Source organism: Methylomonas sp. BW4-1 (genome assembly GCF_052474385.1).
On the sequence record NZ_CP184125.1, the window covers coordinates 2,857,357 to 2,878,148 of the forward strand.

A 20,792-nucleotide genomic window follows, 5' to 3' on the forward strand; every position below is an offset into this window, starting at 1 on the left:
TGTATTACCTACCGGCGGATCGGATGGCAGAGAACACAAGCCTCGCTTCAAACCTCTCTTTTGATCTTCGATTGCAAATGCTCGGCAAGACGCTTCATCGCTTCCGACGAATCGTTGGCTGCCAGATGGACATTAATGATACTGGGCATGCTTTGGTTATTCAGGGCATTGAACAGAGCCTCTTCAAATTCAGCTTCCGTTCGCGCATCGTAGCCGGCTAAAGGCCCAAATAGCTCTCCCAAACGATCAAAACGCCATGGATTAATATCGTTGAATGGACCTTCAAGAATACAACGCTCCGTACTGTAACCGTCGTTGTTAAATACCACTACGATAGGATTCAATCCCAAGCGGGCATGAGTCGACAGCTCGGTGCCGGTCATTTGAAACGCCCCATCGCCGACTAAAATCAATGCCCGCCGATCCGGACGCGCGATTTGCGCCCCTAACGCAGCCGGCACAGCAAAACCCATCGTGGTGTAAAAAGCCGACGCCAAAAATTCGCTTTGCTCGTGGACGCGCAAATCAATAGCTGCGAACAGGCAATCGCCGACATCACACACCACGATCATGTCGTTACTTAACGCACTATTCAGCCGCTCGACGAGTCTGGCAGTGGTGATTGGCCGGTCCGATTCCGGAAAAGCATGGTTTTTTAACGGTTCCGGAATGGATACGCAACTGGTTCCGGAGGTATTAACTGAGCCGGCTAAAGCCCCGAGAAAATCTTCCAAGGCAATGCCTGGATAACGATGCGCGCTGATCACCACCTCGTTCAACGCGGCACGAATAGTTGAATGGGAATTGAGTTTTGCCGTGTAGATACCGGTATCGATTTCATTCAAGGTCACGCCTAACATCAACAGCAAATCGGATTTTTCGACTCTGTCGCGCACAGCCTCTGAGCTCATCGCACCTTCGTAAATCCCCAGATACGCTGGATGCCGTTCGGACATCACCGATTTACCGGTTAGCGTGGCGACCACGGGCAAACCGGTACGCTCCACGAAATCCGCCAAAGCGCTTTGCAGCCCGCGTCGATGCAATTCAACACCCGCCACGATCATCGGCGACTTCGCTTTGGATAATAACGCCATGGTTTCGGCAAGCGCTTCGGATAGAGCAGCTTGGTCACTGGTAAACTGTTCTACTGACTCAGTCGGCATGGGATAGCCTTCCGCCATCACCAAGTCGCGGGGAAGCTCGATGTATACCGGCTTGCAAAAACGGCGCGCGGCTTCGATAGCATGGTCGATTTGCCGAAAGGCGATCACCGGGTCGTTTAGCACCACCGACGCGCAGCTAATCCGTTCGAAAATTTCCCGCTGAAAAGTAAACGGCCCAAATCGATGGTGAATCAACGGATCGTCTTTCTGCTCGCCAACGCCGGGCGCGCCACTGATCAGTACCACCGGAGAGGATTCTGCATAAGCACCGGCAATCGCATTCACTGTGTTTAAGGCCCCAACGCCGTAGGTGACCGCCAACGCGCCCATGCCCGCGCAACGCGCATAACCGTCGGCCGCGAAGGCTGCGGAATCTTCTCGGGTGGTGCCGATATGCCGAACCTGACTTTTTATCATCAGATCATAAAACCCCAACACATAGTCGCCAGGCACGCCAAAGATGTCTTTTACACCGGCTTGATATAGGCGCTTGAGGAGGTATTGTCCAATCGTATCGAATTTGGCAGTGCTCATAGCGCTTTGTGACCTCCGAATAGAATTAAACTGTGAGCACTGATTCGTAAAAGACCCATATTGCTCAACCGTTTTAACAGGACGATTAAGAGTCAATACTGCTGAGCCCCGCCTAAAAAGTCAACAGACATTCGTAGTCCCCGGTAATTACGATTCAAAAGCATCACAATCGCGGCAACATAAGATTCTGAGTTTCAGCCACAAAAAAAGGGCCTTGCGGCCCTTTTCGTTGCGGAGTCGAACCGAACTTATTCGCTATCGACTTCTTTCATGCTCAAGCGTACGCGGCCTTGACGGTCGATTTCCAGTACTTTGACTTTGACGACATCGCCTTCCGACAGTTTGTCGCTGACTTTTTCCACACGTTCGTCGGAGATTTGTGAAATATGCACCAAACCGTCCTTGCCCGGCAGAATGGTCACAAACGCACCGAAGTCCATCAAACGCACCACTTTGCCTTCGTAGGTTTTACCCACTTCGACTTCGGCGGTGATTTCTTCGATCATGCGTCTGGCTTCTTCGCCCGCCGCTCTGTCGACAGAGGCTACGTTGACCACGCCGTCGTCGGTCAAATCGATGCTGGCGCCGGTGGCTTCGGTAATGGCACGAATAGTCACGCCGCCTTTACCGATGACTTCGCGGATTTTAGCCGGATCGATTTTGAAGGTGATAATGCGCGGCGCAAAGTCGGACATTTCGGAACGGGTGCTGGCCAGAGCTTTGTTCATCTCACCCAAAATGTGCAGACGACCTTGTTTCGCTTGTTCCAGCGCGACTTTCATGATTTCGGCGGTGATACCGTCGATTTTGATGTCCATTTGCAGCGCGGTGACGCCGTTTTCGGAACCGGCCACTTTAAAGTCCATATCGCCCAAGTGATCTTCGTCGCCCAGGATGTCGGACAATACTGCAAATTGATCGCCTTCCTTGATCAAACCCATCGCAATACCGGCAACCGGTGATTTGATAGGCACACCGGCATCCATCAAGGCCAAGCTGCTACCGCAGACAGAAGCCATTGAACTGGAACCGTTGGATTCGGTGATTTCCGAAACCACGCGGATGACATAAGGAAACTCCGCCATATTTGGCAGCACTGCCGCCACACCGCGTTTTGCTAACCGGCCGTGACCGATTTCCCGACGTTTTGGCGAACCGACAAAACCGGTTTCACCTACGCTATACGGAGGGAAGTTGTAATGCAGCATGAACGGGTCTTTATACTCGCCGGACAATGCGTCGATGATTTGCGCATCGCGCTCGGTACCCAAAGTCGCCACAACCAAGGCCTGGGTTTCACCGCGGGTAAACAACGCAGAACCATGAGTTCTAGGCAATACGCCCGTTCTAACGGTAATCGGTCTAACGGTGGTCAGATCGCGACCATCGATACGTTTGCGATCATTCAGAATCGCACCACGCACGATATCGTATTCCAGGTGTTCGATAACGTTACGGATGTCTTTTTCGTTATACAGGCCATCGGCAGTCAGTTTTTCGACTACCGCGCTTCTGATTGCGCTAAGTGTGTCTTGTCTAACCAGTTTTTCCGCCACTTGGTAAGCGGCTTTGATGCTTTGTTCGGCTTCGGCGGCCACTGCGGCTTTCAAAGCAGTATTGGTTTCTGCGGGTGTCCAAGCAACGGCCGGAGTGCCGACGGCAGCAGCGAATTCGTTAATCGCGTTGATTGCCACTTGCATGTGCTCGTGACCGAACAATACCGCGCCCAACATCACTTCTTCGGACAATAAATCGGCTTCGGATTCAACCATCAATACCGCATGCTGGGTACCGGCAACCACCAATTGCAGTTGCGATTCTTTCAGCGCGGGTTTGTCTGGGTTCAGCAAATAAGCGCCGTCCTTATAACCTACGCAAGCCGCGCCCAAGGGACCGTTGAAAGGTAAACCAGAAACGGCCAAAGCAGCGGAAGCACCTAATAAAGCTGGGATTTCGGTATCCACCTCTGGATTCAGTGACACGACCGTGGCAATGATTTGCACTTCGTTAGTGAAGCCTTCTGGAAACAGCGGACGAATCGGTCTGTCGATCAGGCGGGAAATCAGTGTTTCTGTTTCGCTAGGGCGGCCTTCACGTTTGAAAAATCCGCCGGGGATTTTACCGGCCGCAAATGCTTTTTCCTGGTAGTTAACGGTCAGCGGAAAAAAATCGCCGCCGCTAGCTTCTTTTTTACCAACCACTGTCACCAACAGCGAGGTGCCTTCGACATCAATCATCACCGCGCCATTGGCTTGGCGGGCAATTTCACCAGTGGATAAGGTGACGAGACGATCGCCGTACTGAAATTGTTTCCTGATAGGATTCACTATAAGGTTCCTTTGTTTAAAGGTTATGCTAAAAATTTGCCTTAAAGCAGAAACGGCGCCCGATGCGCCGTTTCCAGTTTGTGCTACTTACGAATGCCCAAACGTTCGATCAACGAACGATAACGAGCCACATCTGTGTCTTTCAGGTAATCCAGCAATTTACGGCGTTGGTTTACCATGCGCAGCAAGCCGCGGCGCGAGTGGTTGTCTTTTTTATGGGTCGCAAAATGCGGAGTCAGTTGGTTAATGTTGGCGGTCAACAAAGCAACTTGGACTTCGGTTGAACCTGTATCGGTATCCGACAAACGGTATTCTTCAACAATGGCTTTTTTTTGTTCTGCGGTTAATGACATTCTTAATCCCTATCGATTAATTTTGAGTGAATAAAGGCCATCGTTTGATGACCGTGTAGCCGCTATCTCCACAATAGGGTGTAGAAACTTTGCGGTTTTTCCCGGAAAATCAAGTTGTTTGATTTTCCAAAAGAAATAATTTTTTCGGCGCTAGTTTACCATCCAATAGAATTTCTCCCAACCCCAAAAAGGCCTGTGGCGAGTATATTCTGACCTGGCCGGCCATACCGCCGTTAAAGGCTATGCGCTGACCAAGCTTGATTTTTTCGGCCTGCTCAGTAGACAAAGATACCTCCGGGATCGCCTTCAGGGGTACATCCAGTTCGATTAAGGTATTCTGCAATTCTGCAAAGCCCATAGCCTGCAACTGCTGCAAGGTATAAGCTTGCTCCAGATCGAACATACCCGCCTTGGTTCTGCGTAACGCAGTTACCGTGCCGCAGGTCCCTAACCTGTGACCAATATCTTCCGCCAGCGAACGAATATAAGTACCCTTAGAGCAAAATACATCCAGCGTCAATTGCCCCAATTCGGCATCGAAATTTAACAGCTGCAATTCATAAATAGTGATGGCCCTGGGCTGACGGTCCACGGTTTTGCCTTCCCTAGCCAACTCGTACAACTTCTTGCCTTGATGCTTGAGCGCCGAATACATAGGCGGCACCTGCTCGATCGGCCCGGTGAAATGTTGCAAACAAGCTTGCAACTGCACGCCATCCAGGATTGGCACCGGCACTTCGGCGACGATTTTACCTTCGCTATCGCCGGTATCGGTCATCACGCCCAGTTGTATCGTTACCTGATAACGCTTATCGTCATCCAGCATCAATGCCGAGACCTTGGTCGCCTCACCGAAGCACAAGGGTAACAAACCGGTAGCAAGAGGATCCAGCGCCCCGGTATGCCCGGCCTTGTTGGCATTAAATAATCGCCTGACTTCCTGCAAGGCCTGATTGGACGATACGCCTAAACGTTTGTCGAGCAGCACGATGCCATGTACATCGCGCCCGGACTTACGTTTTGCCATCAATCGTCCTGATGCGGTTTATCGGCCCCAGCTTCCGGCGCAGCAACAGCATCCTTAACTTCGTCGTGATGCAAATCGCCCAGTAACTCGGCGACACGCATCCCGGTGTCGAAGGAGTGGTCATAGTAAAAATGCAGCTCCGAGATATGCCGTAAACGCATACGCCTAGCCAGCTCATGCCGGATAAACGGCGAGATTTCGTTCAACACCTTCACATTCGCACGCTTAGCAGCGTCATCTTGGGCATCCAACACCGTCACGAATATCTTGGCGACCGCCAAATCCTTGGACAATTCGACGTCGTTAATCGTGATAAAACCCAAGCGGCTGTCATCGACATCACGCTGTAAAATCGACGCCAACTCTTTCTGCATTTCCGATGCAACCCGCTGACTGCGGCCGAACTCTCTTGCCATTAGATTTCCCGTCTGACTTCGATACGTTCAAACACTTCGATCTGATCGCCGTTTTGCACATCGTTGTAGTTTTTCACGCCGATACCGCATTCCATACCCATTTTCACTTCATTGACATCGTCTTTGAAGCGGCGCAGGGATTCCAACTGACCTTCGTATATCACCACATTGTTGCGCAATACGCGAATCGGCAGGTTACGTTTGACGAAGCCGTCGATAACCATACAACCGGCCACCGCGCCGAATTTCGGCGAACGGAATACGTCCCGCACCTCGGCCAGACCGACGATTTTTTCCTGAATTTCCGGCGCCAACATCCCGCTGATCGCCCGTTTCACTTCGTCGATCGCTTCGTAGATGATGCTGTAGTAATGCAGATCGATGTCTTTTTCTTCGATCAATTTCCGGGCAACCGCATCGGCACGCACATTGAAACCGATCAAGATCGCGCTGGAAGCCAATGCCAAGTTAGCATCGCCTTCGTTGATGCCACCAACACCACCATAGATGCATTTGACTTGCACCTCTTCGGTGGACAAGCCTACCAAAGACTCACGCAAGGCTTCCAAACTACCTTGCACGTCGGTTTTGATAACGACGTTAAGCGTGGACGTTTCGCCGGCGGACATCCGCGAGAACACGTCGTCCAATTTTGACGCATGTTGCGCAGCGTGACGTGTGGAGCGTTTACGGTCTTCCCGATGCGCAGCCAGTTCGCGAGCCACACGTTCGTTTTGCACCACCAGAAATTCGTCGCCGGCGTCCGGCGTACCGGACAAGCCAAGAATTTCTACCGGCATACTAGGTCCGGCCGACTTAATAGCGTGGGCGTTTTCGTCGAACATAGCCCGTATCCGGCCATATTCGTGACCGCAGAGGACGAACTCGCCTTTGCTCAACGTACCTTTTTGAATCAATATCGTCGCCACCGCGCCGCGGCCTCTATCCAGACGCGATTCGATACAAATACCGGAGGCGATGCCATCGACCGGCGCTTTCAATTCCAGCACTTCCGCCTGAACGATCAGCGCTTCGATCAATTCATCAATACCAGTACCCACTTTCGCCGATACCCTCAGGAATTGCACATCGCCGCCCCACTCTTCCGGCACCACATTCAAGTTGGCCAGTTCTTGCATGACGCGGTCCGGATTCGCTTCCGGTTTATCGATTTTGTTCAAGGCCACGATGATGGGCACATTCGCGGCGCGCGCATGATCGATGGCCTCTCTGGTTTGCGGCATCACACCGTCGTCAGCAGCCACCACTACGATCACGATGTCTGTTACTTCCGCACCACGTGCCCGCATCGCGGTAAACGCGGCATGGCCTGGCGTATCCAGAAAGGTGACCGCACCGTGGTCGGTTTTAACCTGGTAAGCACCAATGTGTTGGGTAATCCCGCCCGCTTCGCCGGCAGCAACCCGGGTTTTGCGGATGTAATCCAGCAAAGAGGTTTTACCGTGGTCAACGTGGCCCATGATGGTAACGATAGGCGCTCTCAGCTGAACTTTACGTTCGTCGCTATCACCTTGCACCTCGGCCAGCATTTCCTGTTCAAAGTCATCTTCGCTCTGCATGATGGCTTTGTGGCCCATTTCCTCAACCAAAATCACCGCCGTTTCTTGGTCGATGGTTTGATTGATCGTGGACATGATGCCAAGCTTCATCAAATGCTTGATAACTTCGGCAGCCTTGATGTTCATTTTTGCAGCCAAATCCGAAACCACGATGGTTTCCGGAATGGTGACGTCATACACAGTCGGCGCCACCGGCTTCTCAAACTTATGTCTAGCCTGATTGACATCGATCTCGAATTCAGGTTTTTCCCGACGCGATGGCGCCTTGCCTTTTTTGCCTTTGCCGCCGCGACGCGCGGCGTCACCGCCGCCGCCAATATCGCCATCGGTAGACGGGCCGCGAGTGGGCTTGAATTCGGCCTTTTTCTTATGTAGCGTGGTTTGTTGCTGCTTGGCTTCGGCTTTTTGTTTGACTTTTTCCGCGGTTCTTTGCACCGCAGCTTCCAGCCTTTCTTTCTTTTCTTTTTCCAGACGCTGCTCTTCGGTCAGCTCCGGCGCCGCAATCGGCGCGGGTGCTTCAGCCTTAGCGACCCGCTCAGACTGGACTTCTGCAACAACGGGCAACGCCTCGGCCACCTGCTGCTCTGCAGCAACCGGTTCCGCACTCACCGTCACAGCTGGTGCGGACGCATCAACCGACTGAGCAATTTCCGCGCTAAGCACCACTTGCTCTTCTGAGGCAGACTGAACAGCCTTTTGTTCATGCAATTGTTTGCGCTTTTCTTCTTCGATAGCTTGTTGCCGTCTCTGTTCTTCCAAAGCTTGTTTGGCTAATTCGGCCTGTCTTAGCTCGTCGTTTACAGAGGAGGCATCGCTACGCTTGATATAAGTCTTTTGCTTGCGCACCTCGACACTGACGGTTTTCACCGCGGTACCCGGCGGTGAGGATTGCCTTAATTCGGTTTTGGTACTGCGTTTCAAAGTAATGCGTTTGGGGGCGGCGGCTTCCTGATCGGCGTCCGACTTGCCGTGGCGCTTGCGCAAATGCGCGAGTAATTTGACTTTCTCTTCATCGTTTATCACATCATCGGGCGCGCTGGCGGTCAAGCCGGCTTCCTTCAATTGTTCTATAAAACGCTCCAAAGGGATGCCAACAACCTCTGCCAATTCCTGTACTGTTTTATCGCTCATAGTATCCTCCTGCCTCAGCCCTTATCCTCTGCGAACCAAGATTCGCGGGCTTTCATGATTAGTTTACCAGCACGCTCCTCGGTCATGCCGGTAAATTCGATAATGTCGTCTATCGCCTGCTCCGCCAGATCGTCCAAGGTCACAATGCCCTTGGCCGCCATTTGGTGCGCCAACTCTTCGTCCATCCCATCCATGCTCAACAATTCCTCGCTAGGCACGGCGGTTTCAATTTTTTCTTCGGATGCGATAGCACTGATTAACAAAGCATCCTTGGCGCGAGTGCGCAAAGCCTCCACCAACTCTTCGTCGAAACCCTCTATTTCCAGCATTTCGTCGACGGGGATGTACGCAATTTCCTCGATGTTATTCAATCCCACATCAACCAGAATACCGGCGATTTCCTCGTCCACATCCAGCAGTTCCATGAATTGCTGCTTGGACTTGGCGGCAGCTTCGTCGTGGTTTTTATCTACTTGCGCAGCATCTTGAATGTTTAATTCCCAACCGGTCAATTCGGTAGCCAGACGCACATTTTGGCCGCCACGACCGATGGCTTGCGACAAACTGTCGGTAGCCACCGCCACGTCCATGCTGTGCTTATCTTCGTCGACCACAATCGATTGAATTTCGGCCGGCGACATGGCATTAATCACGAATTGCGCGTCGTTGCTGTTCCATAAAATAATATCGACCCGCTCGCCCGCCAATTCATTAGAGATGGCTTGTACCCTGGAGCCACGCATACCGACACAAGCACCAACGGGGTCCAGGCGCGGATCGTTGGCTCTGACAGCGATTTTTGCGCGGGAACCGGGATCGCGAGCCGCCGCCAAAATATCAATCAAACCTTCACCGACTTCCGGCACTTCCAATCGAAACAGCGCGATCAATAATTCCGGCGCGGTACGGCTAACAAACAACTGCGGACCGCGCGGCTCGGAACGTACGGCTTTCAAATAGCCACGCACCCTATCACCCATTCTAACCGGCTCTTTCGGGATCATATCTTCCCGGGCAATATAGGCTTCGACGTGACCACCCAAATCCAGGTAAACACTACCTTTTTCCAGGCGCTTGACGACGCCGGTGACCAACTCGCCAACCCGGTCCTGATAGGCTTCGACAATTTTCTTGCGCTCGGCTTCGCGAACTTTTTGAATAATGACTTGCTTGGCAGTCTGCGCGGCAATCCGGCAAAAATCGACCGATTCGATTTCTTCTTCTACGTAGTCGCCGACTTGAATATTAGGATTATCGAATTGCGCAACTTCCAGCAACACCTGCCAGCCAGGATGTTCGACGTCGCCGTTAATCTCGGGATTCGCATCGACGACCAACCACCGCCGATAAGTCAAGTAATCACCAGTATGCCGATCAATGGCTACTCTAGCTTTAATTGGATTTTCGTAACGCTTGACAGTCGCCGCTTCCAAAGCGGATTCAATGGCCTGAAAGATAATTTCCTTGTCTATTTCTTTTTCGTTAGCAAAAACATCTGCCACCAATAAAATCTCTTTATTTGCCACTGCGACCTCCTTTATTGATTATGTAATCCGGCACCAAGCGTGCCTTGCTCATTGCCTGAAACGGGATTTTTAACAACTGCTCACCATCCTGTAGCAGAATGGCATCGTCTTCGACCACCTTGATCTGGCCGGTAATTTTGCGGCGTTTATCGATGGGCTTGAATAAGCTCACCAGCACAGTGCTCCCCAAAAAACGTTGAAACTGGCTGAGTTTGAAAAACGGCCGATCCGCACCCGGCGAGGATACTTCCAGATGGTATTCACCTTGAATCGGATCTTCGACATCCAGCACCCCGCTAATCTGGTGGCTAACCTTGGTGCAATCGTCCAGCAATATCCCATTGTCGCTGTCGATATAAATGCGCAACATGCCGTGTGTTGGATGCGGGTTGTACTCTATCCCCACACACTCATAGCCAAGACCTTCCACAATTGGCTCGATCAATTCCACCAAATGTTCAGGAGCCTGTTTCATTAACGCCTCACCTTTTCAAACCCAAAAAAAAAGAGCCTCAGGCTCTTCCATAAACAACCAAAACCCGTGGGCTTCGCGTTTTTCGAAAGCCCACAAAAGAAAAAACCCCTGAAAGGGGCTTTCTTAGCAAAACCACGCCTGAAACAGCATTGAGGAGAACTCACTCGTTTATCGAGACAATAATCTCAAAAAACCACGCTTATCAGGAAACAATTTACCGCCTCAAAAACTACGGCGAAAAATTAAAAACCGAATTATAACCATATCTTTCAAGGATGTAAATCGACATTCCACGCCACCCTACAAGTACTTGGCTAAATCCTGAAACCTGCACTCTCGACAGAATTGTATTCACACCGAAATTTACAAGGATGACACAGGAGACAGAGCCCGCAGACTCGCTCACCATCGAAATCGTCCAAAGGTATGGCATTGAACCAAGCCGCTATTCGTCAGCTACTTACCGACTGAAACAAGGAAAATCTTGGATTTGAGAGACTCTAGCCGATCAAACGCTATTGCGAGGGGAATATTTGTTCAGGTGGTGCCCAGGGACAGAATCGAACTGTCGACACGAGGATTTTCAGTCCTCTGCTCTACCGACTGAGCTACCTGGGCAGCGACTTAACCTAAAACCAGAATGGTGCCCAGGGACAGAATCGAACTGTCGACACGAGGATTTTCAGTCCTCTGCTCTACCGACTGAGCTACCTGGGCGTCAAGAGCCGCGCATTAAACTAGGTTACAAACAATTAGTCAAGGAAAATACCACCAATCCCGGCTAACTGGACAGCAGGCGGTGATGTATGCAATTCTTCCGCACCGCAAATTCCTGACATTTTTAGCGCCAAATATCAGACTTTGCAGACACAAACCCCATTTAAACAACCCAAACAACCGAGACCGTTTATGCAAGCTTTCACCGACATCCGCGCCCTGATCATAGACATGGATGGGGTACTTTGGCACGGCGACCGAGCTCAAGCCGGACTCGTAGATTTTTTTCAGACTCTGCGCGAACTAAAGCTACCCTTTATCCTGGCCACCAATAACGCCAGCCTGACAGCGGAACAGTATGTCGATAAGCTGGCAAAAATGGGCGTAACAATCGCACTAAACGAGATTCTGACTTCTGGCATGGCCACCGCGCTATATTTGTCCGAACGCTACGACCCACAGACTACTCGCGTATTTGTGATTGGCGGCATCGGAGCCAGGCAACCGCTGCTGGATTTGGGCTTTAAACTTACCGGACTTTACGAGACCGAGCCAGACCAGCGCGCACATCTGGTTGTTTGCGGCATGGACAGAGAATTAAGCTGGGACAAACTGGCCACCGCCACCCTGAATCTGCGAGCCGGCGCGCACTTCATCGGCACCAACGGTGACCTTTCGCTACCGACCGAACGCGGCGAAACCCACGGCAACGGCGCCATTCTGGCAGGCTTGACCGCTTCCACCGGCATCAAACCAATAATTATCGGCAAGCCGGAGCCTATCATATACCGACAAGCATTGAACCTGCTGAATGTCGACCCCGCCTATACTGTCGCTATCGGCGATCGGCTGGATACCGACATTCTCGGCGCAGTGCGCACCGGTATCCGCAGCCTGATGGTGCTCAGCGGCGTATCCACCGAACAAGATGTCGCTGCAGCGGATTTCGGTCCAACCTGGATTATGCCGGACATACGCGACATCACCGAAAGCTTGCGCCACAGCAAACTCTAAGCTCATTCCACGCCCTAACAGCGGAGGCGAATCATGAAAAAATTTATCGACAGCCCGGACACCTTACTGCAAACCAGCCTGCAGGGCTTTGCCAAAGCCCATGCCGACATCGTGCAATTCAATCCTGAGCCGCGATTTGTATATCGCAACGCGCGTAAAACCGGCAAAGTCGCGCTGATTTCCGGCGGCGGCTCAGGTCATGAACCGCTGCACAGCGGCTTCGTCGGCGTCGGCATGCTGGATGCCGCCTGCCCCGGACAGGTATTTACTTCACCAACGCCTGACCAGATGCTGGCCGCGGCGCAAGCCGTGGACGGTGGCGCTGGCGTGCTGTTTATCGTTAAAAATTACGCTGGCGATGTAATGAATTTTGAAATGGCCGCCGAGATGCTTGATTTACCCAACGCCAGCGTCCTGATTGACGACGACATCTCCTTACCCAAAACCCACAGCATCGGCCGTAGAGGCGTGGCCGGCACCACCATCGTCGAGAAAATCGTCGGCGCCGCCGCCGAATCCGGCGCTGACTTAGCCACCTGCAAGGCACTGGGCGAACGGGTCAATCAAGCAACCGCCTCCATGGGTGTCGCCTTGACCAGTTGTACGGTGCCGGCCTTGGGCCATCCAACTTTTGCTATTGCCGACGACGAAATCGAGTTAGGTGTCGGCATCCACGGCGAACGCGGCCGCGAGACAAAGAAGCTGGTGAGCGCCAGCGAAATTGTCGACCAATTAGCCGGACATATTTTCGACGAATTGCAACCGGCCGCCGGTCAAGCCGTGTTGCTGCATGTGAACGGCTTCGGCGCCACACCGCTGATCGAACTACATTTGATTTACGAATTGGCCTGGCAATATTTCAGCAAACGCGGATTAATCATCCAGCGCTCTTTGGTCGGTAACTTCACCACCTCGCTGGATATGGCCGGCTGTTCGCTAACGCTGACGATGCTGGACGAAGAAATGCTGGGTTTGTGGGATGCACCGGTGAATACCGCTGCGTTGCGCTGGGGTTGTTGAAGCAAGCAACAATCTAAGCGGCTTGCGCCTGGGCGTTTTTCAACACCTCGGCAATCGCCGCGATCATCAACTGCGCAGTTTTGGCGCCGGCATCGATATGGCCCTTGCTGCGCTCGCCCAGAAACGAGGCGCGGCCCTTGGTAGCCAGCATGTCCCGAGTCGCTTCCACGCCTTCTGCCGCCACCAGGCTTAGGCTATCCAGAATCTCGGCCAGCGGCTTACCCGCAGCCGCAAGCTCCCGCAACGCCTTGGCGACCGGCACTAGCACATCCAGCATGGTCTTCTCACCAACATCAGACTTGCCGCGTTGCTTCACAGCCTCGACTGCCTGCAAAAATGCATCAGAAAACCCAGCAAGATCGATAAGCTTGTCCTTAGCATTCTTTGCCAGCGCGATAAACAAAGTCGCATACAAAGAGCCGGACGCACCACCGACAGCAGCCATCACCGTCATGCCAATTTTCTGCCACGCAACAACCCAGTCGAGTGTCGCTATCTCACCGGCATGCTCGCGTAAGGCCTGCAAACCACGCTGTAAATTAAACACATGGTCGCCGTCGCCTATCGCCTGATCCAGTTCGGTTACTTCTTCGGCATGCCCATCAATGGTCTCAATCAACGCTTGAATCAATTCCGGAAACAAAGATGGGGTCAATGACATGCCGCCTCCGCGCAACAAAACAATTAAGTTTGCTGAGCATAGCTAAAACGCCCTATTACTGTCCAGCCATACACATTCGCAGACATACTGTGCTAGAGAACATTTGGCAAATTCTCAGCTTCCGCCGAACCGATGACGGCCGAGATAGCTGAATGACTGACGATTTATCTATTCTCCAGCGCCAACGCATCCAGAAACGGCAACTCCGTATCCGCGTCATACACGCTAAAGTGGTATTTATCCTTCAAATATTCCAAAAGCCAGGCGTTAGTATCGGCTCTGCGCTGCCCGGCAGCCTCGTTCATTTGTTGCAAGCGCTGACGCACCGCGTGTTGCGGCAATAACAACAGCTCAATATCGGCCATTGATACGAATTTTTCCGGATCGGGGTTCTTGCCGTTAAAAATCTTGAATAGTTGATGCTTTTTTAAGCCCAAATGCGTGTTGAGCTCGTCCTTAAACTCGATGAATAACGGTAACAAATCGCTACCGACACACGAGTCTTCATGCAGCTTGTGTAACCGATTCAGCAAATGGTAGACCGCAAACCGGTACAATTCCGACTCACGCACAAACAGCCGAGCGGCCATGGCACGCACGGCAATCCGGTCGGAATTGTTCAACCGGATCGAAACGATGTGCTTTTTATCGTCTAAAAGATGTTCGTTGTCGTTCAACGCAAGTCCTTTGTGAGTAATCGCCGGCAAACTCAAACCGGTCGAAACAACTTAATTTCTGAGAATTTAAAGCATCAATGTTACAGATTTATAACAAACGCCCAGACACGCGAAAATTTCGGGCAAATCGCTCCACTATTGCTGCGGACATACGGCAAAACACCGGATTTTGAGGAAAAGTATTTATTGCGTACGCGGGATGAAAAAAATATAATCGCGCGCTTTTTTCGAGCGAATAGCGTTTTTCAAAACACTTTCAGAGTCTTAGCACAATGACCAGTCACATCATGCCTACCTATGCCCGCCAGTCGGTCACTTTTACACGCGGCGAAGGCGCGTGGTTGTGGGATACCGATGGACGCCGCTATCTCGACTCGGTCGCCGGCATTGCCGTGTGCAACCTCGGCCACGCCCATCCGGCCGTGCATGAAGCGCTCTGCCGGCAAAGCAAAACCTTGCTGCATACCTCCAATCTTTACGGCGTAGAGTTGCAGTCGCAACTGGCGGATAGACTGATCGAGCTAAGCGGCATGGATAATGTGTTTTTCAGCAATTCCGGCGCCGAAGCCAACGAAGCGGCGATAAAGATCGCCCGCAAATACGGCCACCAGCAAGGCGTTGAAAGCCCAGTAGTGTTGACCATGGAAAAAAGCTTCCATGGCCGGACTATGGGCACTCTGAGCGCCACCGGCAACACCAAGATCAAGCAGGGCTTTGCGCCGCTGCTGGCCGGATTTACTCATGTGCCGTACAACGACATGCCGGCTATCGAAGCAGCTCTCGCCGCCGATAAAAACATCGTCGCGATCCTGGTTGAACCGGTGCAAGGCGAAGGCGGGGTGAATATTCCGGCGGCGGATTATTTAAACCAAATCCGCGACCTATGCGACCGGCACAATCTGCTGATGATGCTGGATGAAATTCAAACCGGCACCGGCCGTACCGGGCGCTTTCTGGCATATCAACATAACGGCATCCTGCCGGATGTATGCACGATGGCTAAAGCCTTGGGCAACGGCGTGCCGATTGGCGCTTGCCTGGCGCGCGGCAAAGCAGCGGACGTGTTACAAACCGGCAATCACGGCTCGACGTTTGGCGGTAATCCCCTGGCTTGCAGTGCGGCCTTAGCGGTTCTAGAAACTTTATCGACCAGCACCTTGATCGCCGATGCGCAATCAAAAGGCGAACAAATTTGCCAGCGCTTCAAAAACGCACTGGCAAACACCCCGCATATCGTCGATATTCGCCATAAAGGTTTGATGATAGGCATTGAACTGGATCGGCCTTGCGGCGAGTTAGTCGGCAAAGCCTTGGCACAAGGCTTGTTGATCAACGTCACCGCCGACAACACTATCCGTTTGCTGCCGCCGCTTATCATCGACGACGCGCAAATATCAACGCTGACAGACACCCTGACAGCGCTCATTCAGGCATTTTGCAGACAATAACCATGCAACCCAGACACTTCATCAGTCTGCTGGATTTGTCCAGCGCCGAACTACACAACCTGATTCAACGGGCCATTCAGCTCAAATTGCATCGCACCCCGGACTATCAGCCCTTCAAGGGTAAAGTGCTGGCGATGATTTTCGAAAAATCCTCGACCCGCACCCGTATCTCCTTCGAAGCAGGCATGGCCCAATTCGGCGGCAGCGCCCTGTTTCTATCACCCAGAGACACGCAACTCGGCCGCGGCGAACCCCTGGAAGATAGCGCCAAGGTGATCTCCAGCATGGTGGACTGTATTATGCTGCGCACCAACAATCACGAAACGGTCACCACCTTTGCCAAGCACTCGCGAGTACCCGTCATCAACGGCCTGACCGATTTGCTGCACCCGTGTCAATTGCTGGCCGATATGCAAACCTATTTCGAACTGCGCGGCGACATCGCCGGCAAAACCGTAGCCTGGATCGGCGACGGCAATAATATGTGCCATTCCTATATCAATGCGGCTCGCCAATTCGACTTTAAATTGAACATCGCCTGCCCTGTCGATTACCGTCCGCAGCAAAGTATCGTCGATGCCGCCGGACATAGAGTGGCGTTTTTCAATACGCCGGAGCAAGCCGCACAGCAAGCCGATTTAGTAGTAACCGATGTCTGGGCCAGCATGGGACAGGAAGAGGAACAAAAAAAACGCGAATTCGTATTTAAGGATTTTCAGGTCAACAGCAAAACCATGGCTGCCGCCAAAACCGATGCGCTGTTCATGCACTGCCTGCCGGCACATCGCGGCGAAGAAGTGACAGCCGAGGTCATCGACGGCCCACAAAGCGTGATATTTCCGGAAGCCGAGAATCGCCTGCACGCTCAGAAAGCGCTACTGGAATTTCTCATCTGCCGATAATTTCGCTAGAATCGCCGCTTTCTTTACGCCGAACAAAGAGTGATACTGTGAAAAAAACTTTTGCCTACCTGTTTGCCTGTCTGCTGATTAGCCCGCTTGCCACGGCAAGAACCGCCTACGTCACCGACAAAGTCGAGGTGCCGTTGCGCAGCGGCGAAAGTGAACGCACCAAGATCGTCAAAATGTTGGAAAACGGCATCCCAGTCAGCGTATTGCAAGAAAGTACCGAAAACGGCTATACCTATATACAAACCAGCAGCGGCGCGGAGGGATTCATTCTCAGCCGCTACCTGACCGGCGAACCCAGCGCCCGCAATCAACTGGAAGCCGTCAGCAAAAAACTCGAAGCGCTGCAAGAAGAAAACAAACAACTTAAAGCCGGACAAGCCAACAGCCAGGAAATTGGCAAAGAACGCGATAAGCTCAGCGCCGACCTTAGCGAACTTCAGCAAACCGCCGCCAATGCGATACAACTCAAACAACAGCGCGACCAATTGCAGGAGCGCGTCATCTCCGTCGAGCGCGAACTACAACAATTAAAACGCGAAAATCAGGCATTGACCGACAGCAGTAACCAGGACTGGTTTTTGTACGGCGGCGGCTTGGCTTTATTCGGCGTATTGCTGGGCTTTATTCTGCCCAAACTCAGCTGGCGCCGCCGTTCCAGCGGCTGGGATAGTTTTTAGTTTTAAACGAATTAGCCGCAGGACCGCCCTGCTTCAAATGACGCCCTTTCCCGCGGCAGTTTAAGCGCCGCTTTTGCTTTCATCTGGAATCACCATGCCTGCATACCGTTCTCATACCACCACTCAAGGCCGCAATATGGCTGGCGCGCGCGCATTGTGGCGCGCCACCGGCATGAAAGACGGCGATTTCAATAAACCGATTATCGCAGTAGCCAATTCTTTCACTCAGTTCGTGCCGGGCCACGTACATTTAAAAGATCTTGGCCAATTGGTGGCGCGCGAGATTGAACTGGCCGGCGGCGTCGCCAAGGAATTCAACACCATCGCGGTTGACGATGGGATTGCCATGGGTCACGACGGCATGTTGTATAGCCTGCCCAGCCGTGATTTGATTGCCGACAGCGTCGAGTACATGGTGAATGCGCATTGCGCCGATGCGATTGTCTGTATATCCAACTGCGACAAAATCACCCCGGGCATGTTGATGGCGGCTATGCGCATCAATATTCCGGTGATCTTTGTCTCCGGCGGCCCGATGGAAGCCGGTAAAGTAAGGTTGGCGGAAAGCGCGGACATCAAGAGGCTGGACTTGGTGGACGCCATGGTCATGGCGGCAGACAGCAAAGTATCCGACACCGATCTGGCGGCTGTCGAACGCTCGGCCTGCCCCACCTGCGGCTCCTGCTCCGGCATGTTCACCGCCAATTCGATGAACTGTCTGACCGAAGCGCTGGGCTTGTCGTTGCCGGGCAACGGCACCGTATTAGCCACTCATGCCGACCGCGAACAATTGTTCAAACAAGCCGGCCGCCGTATCGTCGAACTGGCCAAACAATATTACGAGCAAAATAACGCATCGGTGCTGCCGCGCGCGGTGGGTTTTAAAGCCTTTGAAAATGCGATTGCCCTGGACATTGCCATGGGCGGCTCCACTAACACCATCTTGCATCTACTTGCTATTGCTCAAGAAGCCGGCATCGATTTCACCATGGCGGATATTGATCGCATGTCGCGCTTGGTGCCGCAATTGTGCAAGGTCGCGCCCAACACCGACAAATATCATATCGAAGACGTGCATCGCGCCGGCGGCATTATGGCAATTCTGGCCGAACTTAACCGGGCAGGCCGCTTGCACACCGATGTACCGACCGTGCACGCCAAAACTCTCGGCGATGCCCTGGCACAATGGGACATTACCGCCAACCCCAGCGATGCAGTAAAAACTTTTTATATGGCTGGCCCCGCCGGTATTCCTACGCAAGTGGCATTTAGTCAGAACACCCGTTGGCCCAGCCTGGACACTGATCGTGCCGCAGGCTGTATCCGCTCCATTGACCATGCCTTCAGCCAGGAAGGCGGGTTGGCGGTATTGCACGGCAATATCGCTGTGGATGGCTGTGTAATCAAAACAGCCGGTGTCGATGACAGTCTACTGGTATTTGAAGGCAATGCTCATGTCGTAGAATCGCAAGATGAAGCGGTAGAAAACATCCTCAATAACAAAGTCAAAGCCGGCGATGTGGTGGTGGTGCGTTATGAAGGCCCCAAAGGCGGCCCTGGCATGCAGGAAATGCTCTACCCAACCAGTTACATCAAGTCCAAAGGCTTGGGCAAGGCTTGCGCGCTATTGACCGACGGCCGTTTTTCCGGCGGCACCTCCGGTTTGTCCATCGGCCACTGTTCGCCGGAAGCGGCAGCTGGCGGCGCGATTGGTTTGGTAAAAAATGGCGACCGTATTCGTATTGATATTCCCAATCGCACGATCAACGTACTGGTGAGCGACGAGGAACTGGCCCAGCGCCGGACCGAACAGGAAAAATTGGGCTGGAAACCGGCCAAGCCACGTCCACGCAAAGTGTCAGTGGCGCTGAAAGCATATGCTTTTTTTGCCACATCCGCCGACAAGGGTGCGGTGCGGGATTTGTCCAGACTCGAAGATCAGTAAGTTGACTGATGCCGCATAAAGGCTTGATGATTTTAGCCACTAAAACATCATCAAGTCTTTAACTTTGCATATCAACGAACACGTGGTCATCTGCTGCTTCCAAAATGCCTGAAAGCCGCCTAACTATTCCGGTTAACGCCTGATAACCTTCGCCAAAATTTTCAGCGCCGTACCCCAGAAAGGGCCAGGGCATCATTTTTGGTGCAGATTGCGACTGAAGCGATCAAATCGGCTCAACCGAGTAATTGATCCATTACCGCCCCAACCTGGGCCTTAATCCAAATCGCTGATGAAACGCTTCCTCCTCCAACTGCTTTACATCTGGAAACAAAAGCTAAAAATCTATTTCATAGCCGGCTGGATAGGTGCTGGAATGGGAATATTTTTATTGGCACCCAGCTACGATTACATCAGCTCCCGCGAGCGCAATGCCGACCCGCTTTCCTCAGTTGAATTCGTATTAAGTCAGTTCAGAGAGGTAATGACCGGCCAAGTTAATCAGAATAATCTGATCCTTTTTTACGCCGAAATTGGCGCGTTACTCGGATTGATTTCACTAGGCTTTTATCAGATTCTACATAAACGACTGGTGGATCTGGACGCATTGAAAACCGAGCTGGAAAAAGATTTACCAACCATCATCCGCCAAGGCGAAGGACCGTTGCTGGAGTTTAAATCATCGCTGCGCTGGGATATTCAGGAGCAGCGGGTCAATAAGGCCCTGGAAGGCGTGATTATGAAAACGCTGGCCGGTTTCTTTAACAGTCCGGTTGGCGGCACCTTGCTGATCGGCGTGGCCGACAATGGCGAAGTCCTCGGCCTGGACTCGGATTTCCAAACCCTTAAAAAACCCGACCAAGACGGTTTCGAGCAAACCTTGATGACTGCGATCTCCAGCAATCTGGGGGCCGATTTGTGCCCGCTGATCCACGTGCTTTTTCATAAATTGGCCGACCGTGATGTGTGCCGGGTTATTGTTTCCCCCTCGCACCGGCCAGTGTTTCTGACGCAGAGCAACGCCCCCAAATTCTTCGTGCGAACTGGCGGCGGCACTCGGGACCTGAACATTCAAGAAGCGCTGGATTATGTGGCCAGCCGTTGGAAAAAAACCAAATAACCAGCCCTGATTGGGTTTTAACGCTGGCAAAGTTACACTAAGCAGCCAGCAACCCCGCAACCGATTCGTA

General features: G+C 52.4%; 17 protein-coding genes and 2 tRNA genes. 7 read left to right on the forward strand and 12 right to left on the reverse strand.

The window, feature by feature from the left end; translation table 11 throughout:
- Positions 1–47: 47 nt before the first annotated feature.
- From ACH5Y9_RS13180 to ACH5Y9_RS13225, 10 genes are all read right to left on the reverse strand, one after another.
- Entirely contained in the window at positions 48–1,700 is a 1,653-nt protein-coding gene (locus ACH5Y9_RS13180; RefSeq protein ID WP_205453820.1) for an alpha-keto acid decarboxylase family protein, read from the reverse strand.
- A gap of 248 nt (positions 1,701–1,948) precedes the next feature.
- Positions 1,949–4,027 (reverse strand): polyribonucleotide nucleotidyltransferase, encoded by a 2,079-nt coding sequence (gene pnp / locus ACH5Y9_RS13185; RefSeq protein ID WP_445366384.1) that lies wholly within the window; start codon positions 4,025–4,027, stop codon positions 1,949–1,951.
- A gap of 83 nt (positions 4,028–4,110) precedes the next feature.
- Positions 4,111–4,380 (reverse strand): 30S ribosomal protein S15, encoded by a 270-nt coding sequence (rpsO, locus tag ACH5Y9_RS13190; protein ID WP_171694720.1) that lies wholly within the window; start codon positions 4,378–4,380, stop codon positions 4,111–4,113.
- A gap of 109 nt (positions 4,381–4,489) precedes the next feature.
- Positions 4,490–5,407, reverse strand: a complete 918-nt coding sequence (truB, locus tag ACH5Y9_RS13195; protein WP_445366385.1) for a tRNA pseudouridine(55) synthase TruB — start codon at positions 5,405–5,407, stop codon at positions 4,490–4,492.
- Positions 5,407–5,823 (reverse strand): 30S ribosome-binding factor RbfA, encoded by a 417-nt coding sequence (rbfA, locus tag ACH5Y9_RS13200; RefSeq protein WP_445366386.1) that lies wholly within the window; start codon positions 5,821–5,823, stop codon positions 5,407–5,409. Before rbfA ends, truB begins: the two co-directional genes overlap by 1 nt.
- Positions 5,823–8,534: a translation initiation factor IF-2 gene (gene infB, locus ACH5Y9_RS13205; RefSeq protein ID WP_445366387.1), complete on the reverse strand. Its 2,712-nt coding sequence runs from the start codon at positions 8,532–8,534 to the stop codon at positions 5,823–5,825. Before infB ends, rbfA begins: the two co-directional genes overlap by 1 nt.
- Positions 8,535–8,548: 14 nt before the next feature.
- Positions 8,549–10,060 (reverse strand): transcription termination factor NusA, encoded by a 1,512-nt coding sequence (gene nusA, locus ACH5Y9_RS13210; RefSeq protein WP_445366388.1) that lies wholly within the window; start codon positions 10,058–10,060, stop codon positions 8,549–8,551.
- Positions 10,050–10,535 carry a ribosome maturation factor RimP gene (rimP, locus tag ACH5Y9_RS13215; RefSeq protein WP_445366389.1) on the reverse strand — a complete coding sequence of 162 codons (486 nt, stop codon included), beginning with the start codon at positions 10,533–10,535 and terminating at the stop codon, positions 10,050–10,052. The genes nusA and rimP overlap by 11 nt, the downstream gene beginning before the upstream one ends.
- A 542-nt stretch (positions 10,536–11,077) precedes the next feature.
- A tRNA-Phe gene (locus ACH5Y9_RS13220) sits at positions 11,078–11,153 on the reverse strand.
- A 23-nt stretch (positions 11,154–11,176) separates the two neighbouring features.
- Positions 11,177–11,252, reverse strand: a tRNA-Phe gene (locus ACH5Y9_RS13225).
- A 192-nt stretch (positions 11,253–11,444) separates the two neighbouring features.
- Between ACH5Y9_RS13225 and ACH5Y9_RS13230 the strand changes: the two genes are divergently transcribed.
- Complete coding sequence (locus ACH5Y9_RS13230) at positions 11,445–12,266, forward strand: HAD-IIA family hydrolase (RefSeq protein WP_445366390.1); 822 nt, start codon at positions 11,445–11,447, stop codon at positions 12,264–12,266.
- A gap of 33 nt (positions 12,267–12,299) precedes the next feature.
- Entirely contained in the window at positions 12,300–13,286 is a 987-nt protein-coding gene (dhaK, locus tag ACH5Y9_RS13235; RefSeq protein ID WP_445366391.1) for a dihydroxyacetone kinase subunit DhaK, read from the forward strand.
- A gap of 13 nt (positions 13,287–13,299) precedes the next feature.
- On the opposite strand, the gene dhaL is transcribed toward dhaK, so the two are convergent.
- Together dhaL and ACH5Y9_RS13245 are read right to left on the reverse strand one after the other, a co-directional pair.
- Positions 13,300–13,947, reverse strand: coding sequence for a dihydroxyacetone kinase subunit DhaL (dhaL, locus tag ACH5Y9_RS13240; protein ID WP_445366392.1), 648 nt, complete (start codon positions 13,945–13,947; stop codon positions 13,300–13,302).
- A gap of 164 nt (positions 13,948–14,111) precedes the next feature.
- The gene (locus ACH5Y9_RS13245) at positions 14,112–14,624 is read right to left on the reverse strand and encodes a hypothetical protein (RefSeq protein WP_225893059.1); all 513 of its coding nucleotides are present in this window, start codon (positions 14,622–14,624) and stop codon (positions 14,112–14,114) included.
- A gap of 272 nt (positions 14,625–14,896) precedes the next feature.
- On the opposite strand from ACH5Y9_RS13245, the gene ACH5Y9_RS13250 reads away from it, so the two are divergent.
- From ACH5Y9_RS13250 to ACH5Y9_RS13270, 5 genes are all read left to right on the forward strand, one after another.
- Positions 14,897–16,072, forward strand: a complete 1,176-nt coding sequence (locus ACH5Y9_RS13250) for an acetylornithine transaminase (RefSeq protein ID WP_445366393.1) — start codon at positions 14,897–14,899, stop codon at positions 16,070–16,072.
- A gap of 2 nt (positions 16,073–16,074) precedes the next feature.
- Positions 16,075–16,974: an ornithine carbamoyltransferase gene (argF, locus tag ACH5Y9_RS13255; RefSeq protein WP_033157364.1), complete on the forward strand. Its 900-nt coding sequence runs from the start codon at positions 16,075–16,077 to the stop codon at positions 16,972–16,974.
- Positions 16,975–17,021: 47 nt separating this feature from the next.
- Positions 17,022–17,660, forward strand: coding sequence for a TIGR04211 family SH3 domain-containing protein (locus ACH5Y9_RS13260; protein ID WP_445366394.1), 639 nt, complete (start codon positions 17,022–17,024; stop codon positions 17,658–17,660).
- A 94-nt stretch (positions 17,661–17,754) separates the two neighbouring features.
- The gene (ilvD, locus tag ACH5Y9_RS13265; protein WP_445366395.1) at positions 17,755–19,605 is read left to right on the forward strand and encodes a dihydroxy-acid dehydratase; all 1,851 of its coding nucleotides are present in this window, start codon (positions 17,755–17,757) and stop codon (positions 19,603–19,605) included.
- Between the two features lie 289 nt (positions 19,606–19,894).
- Positions 19,895–20,722, forward strand: a complete 828-nt coding sequence (locus ACH5Y9_RS13270) for an AlbA family DNA-binding domain-containing protein (RefSeq protein WP_445366396.1) — start codon at positions 19,895–19,897, stop codon at positions 20,720–20,722.
- The last annotated feature ends 70 nt before the right edge of the window (positions 20,723–20,792 follow it).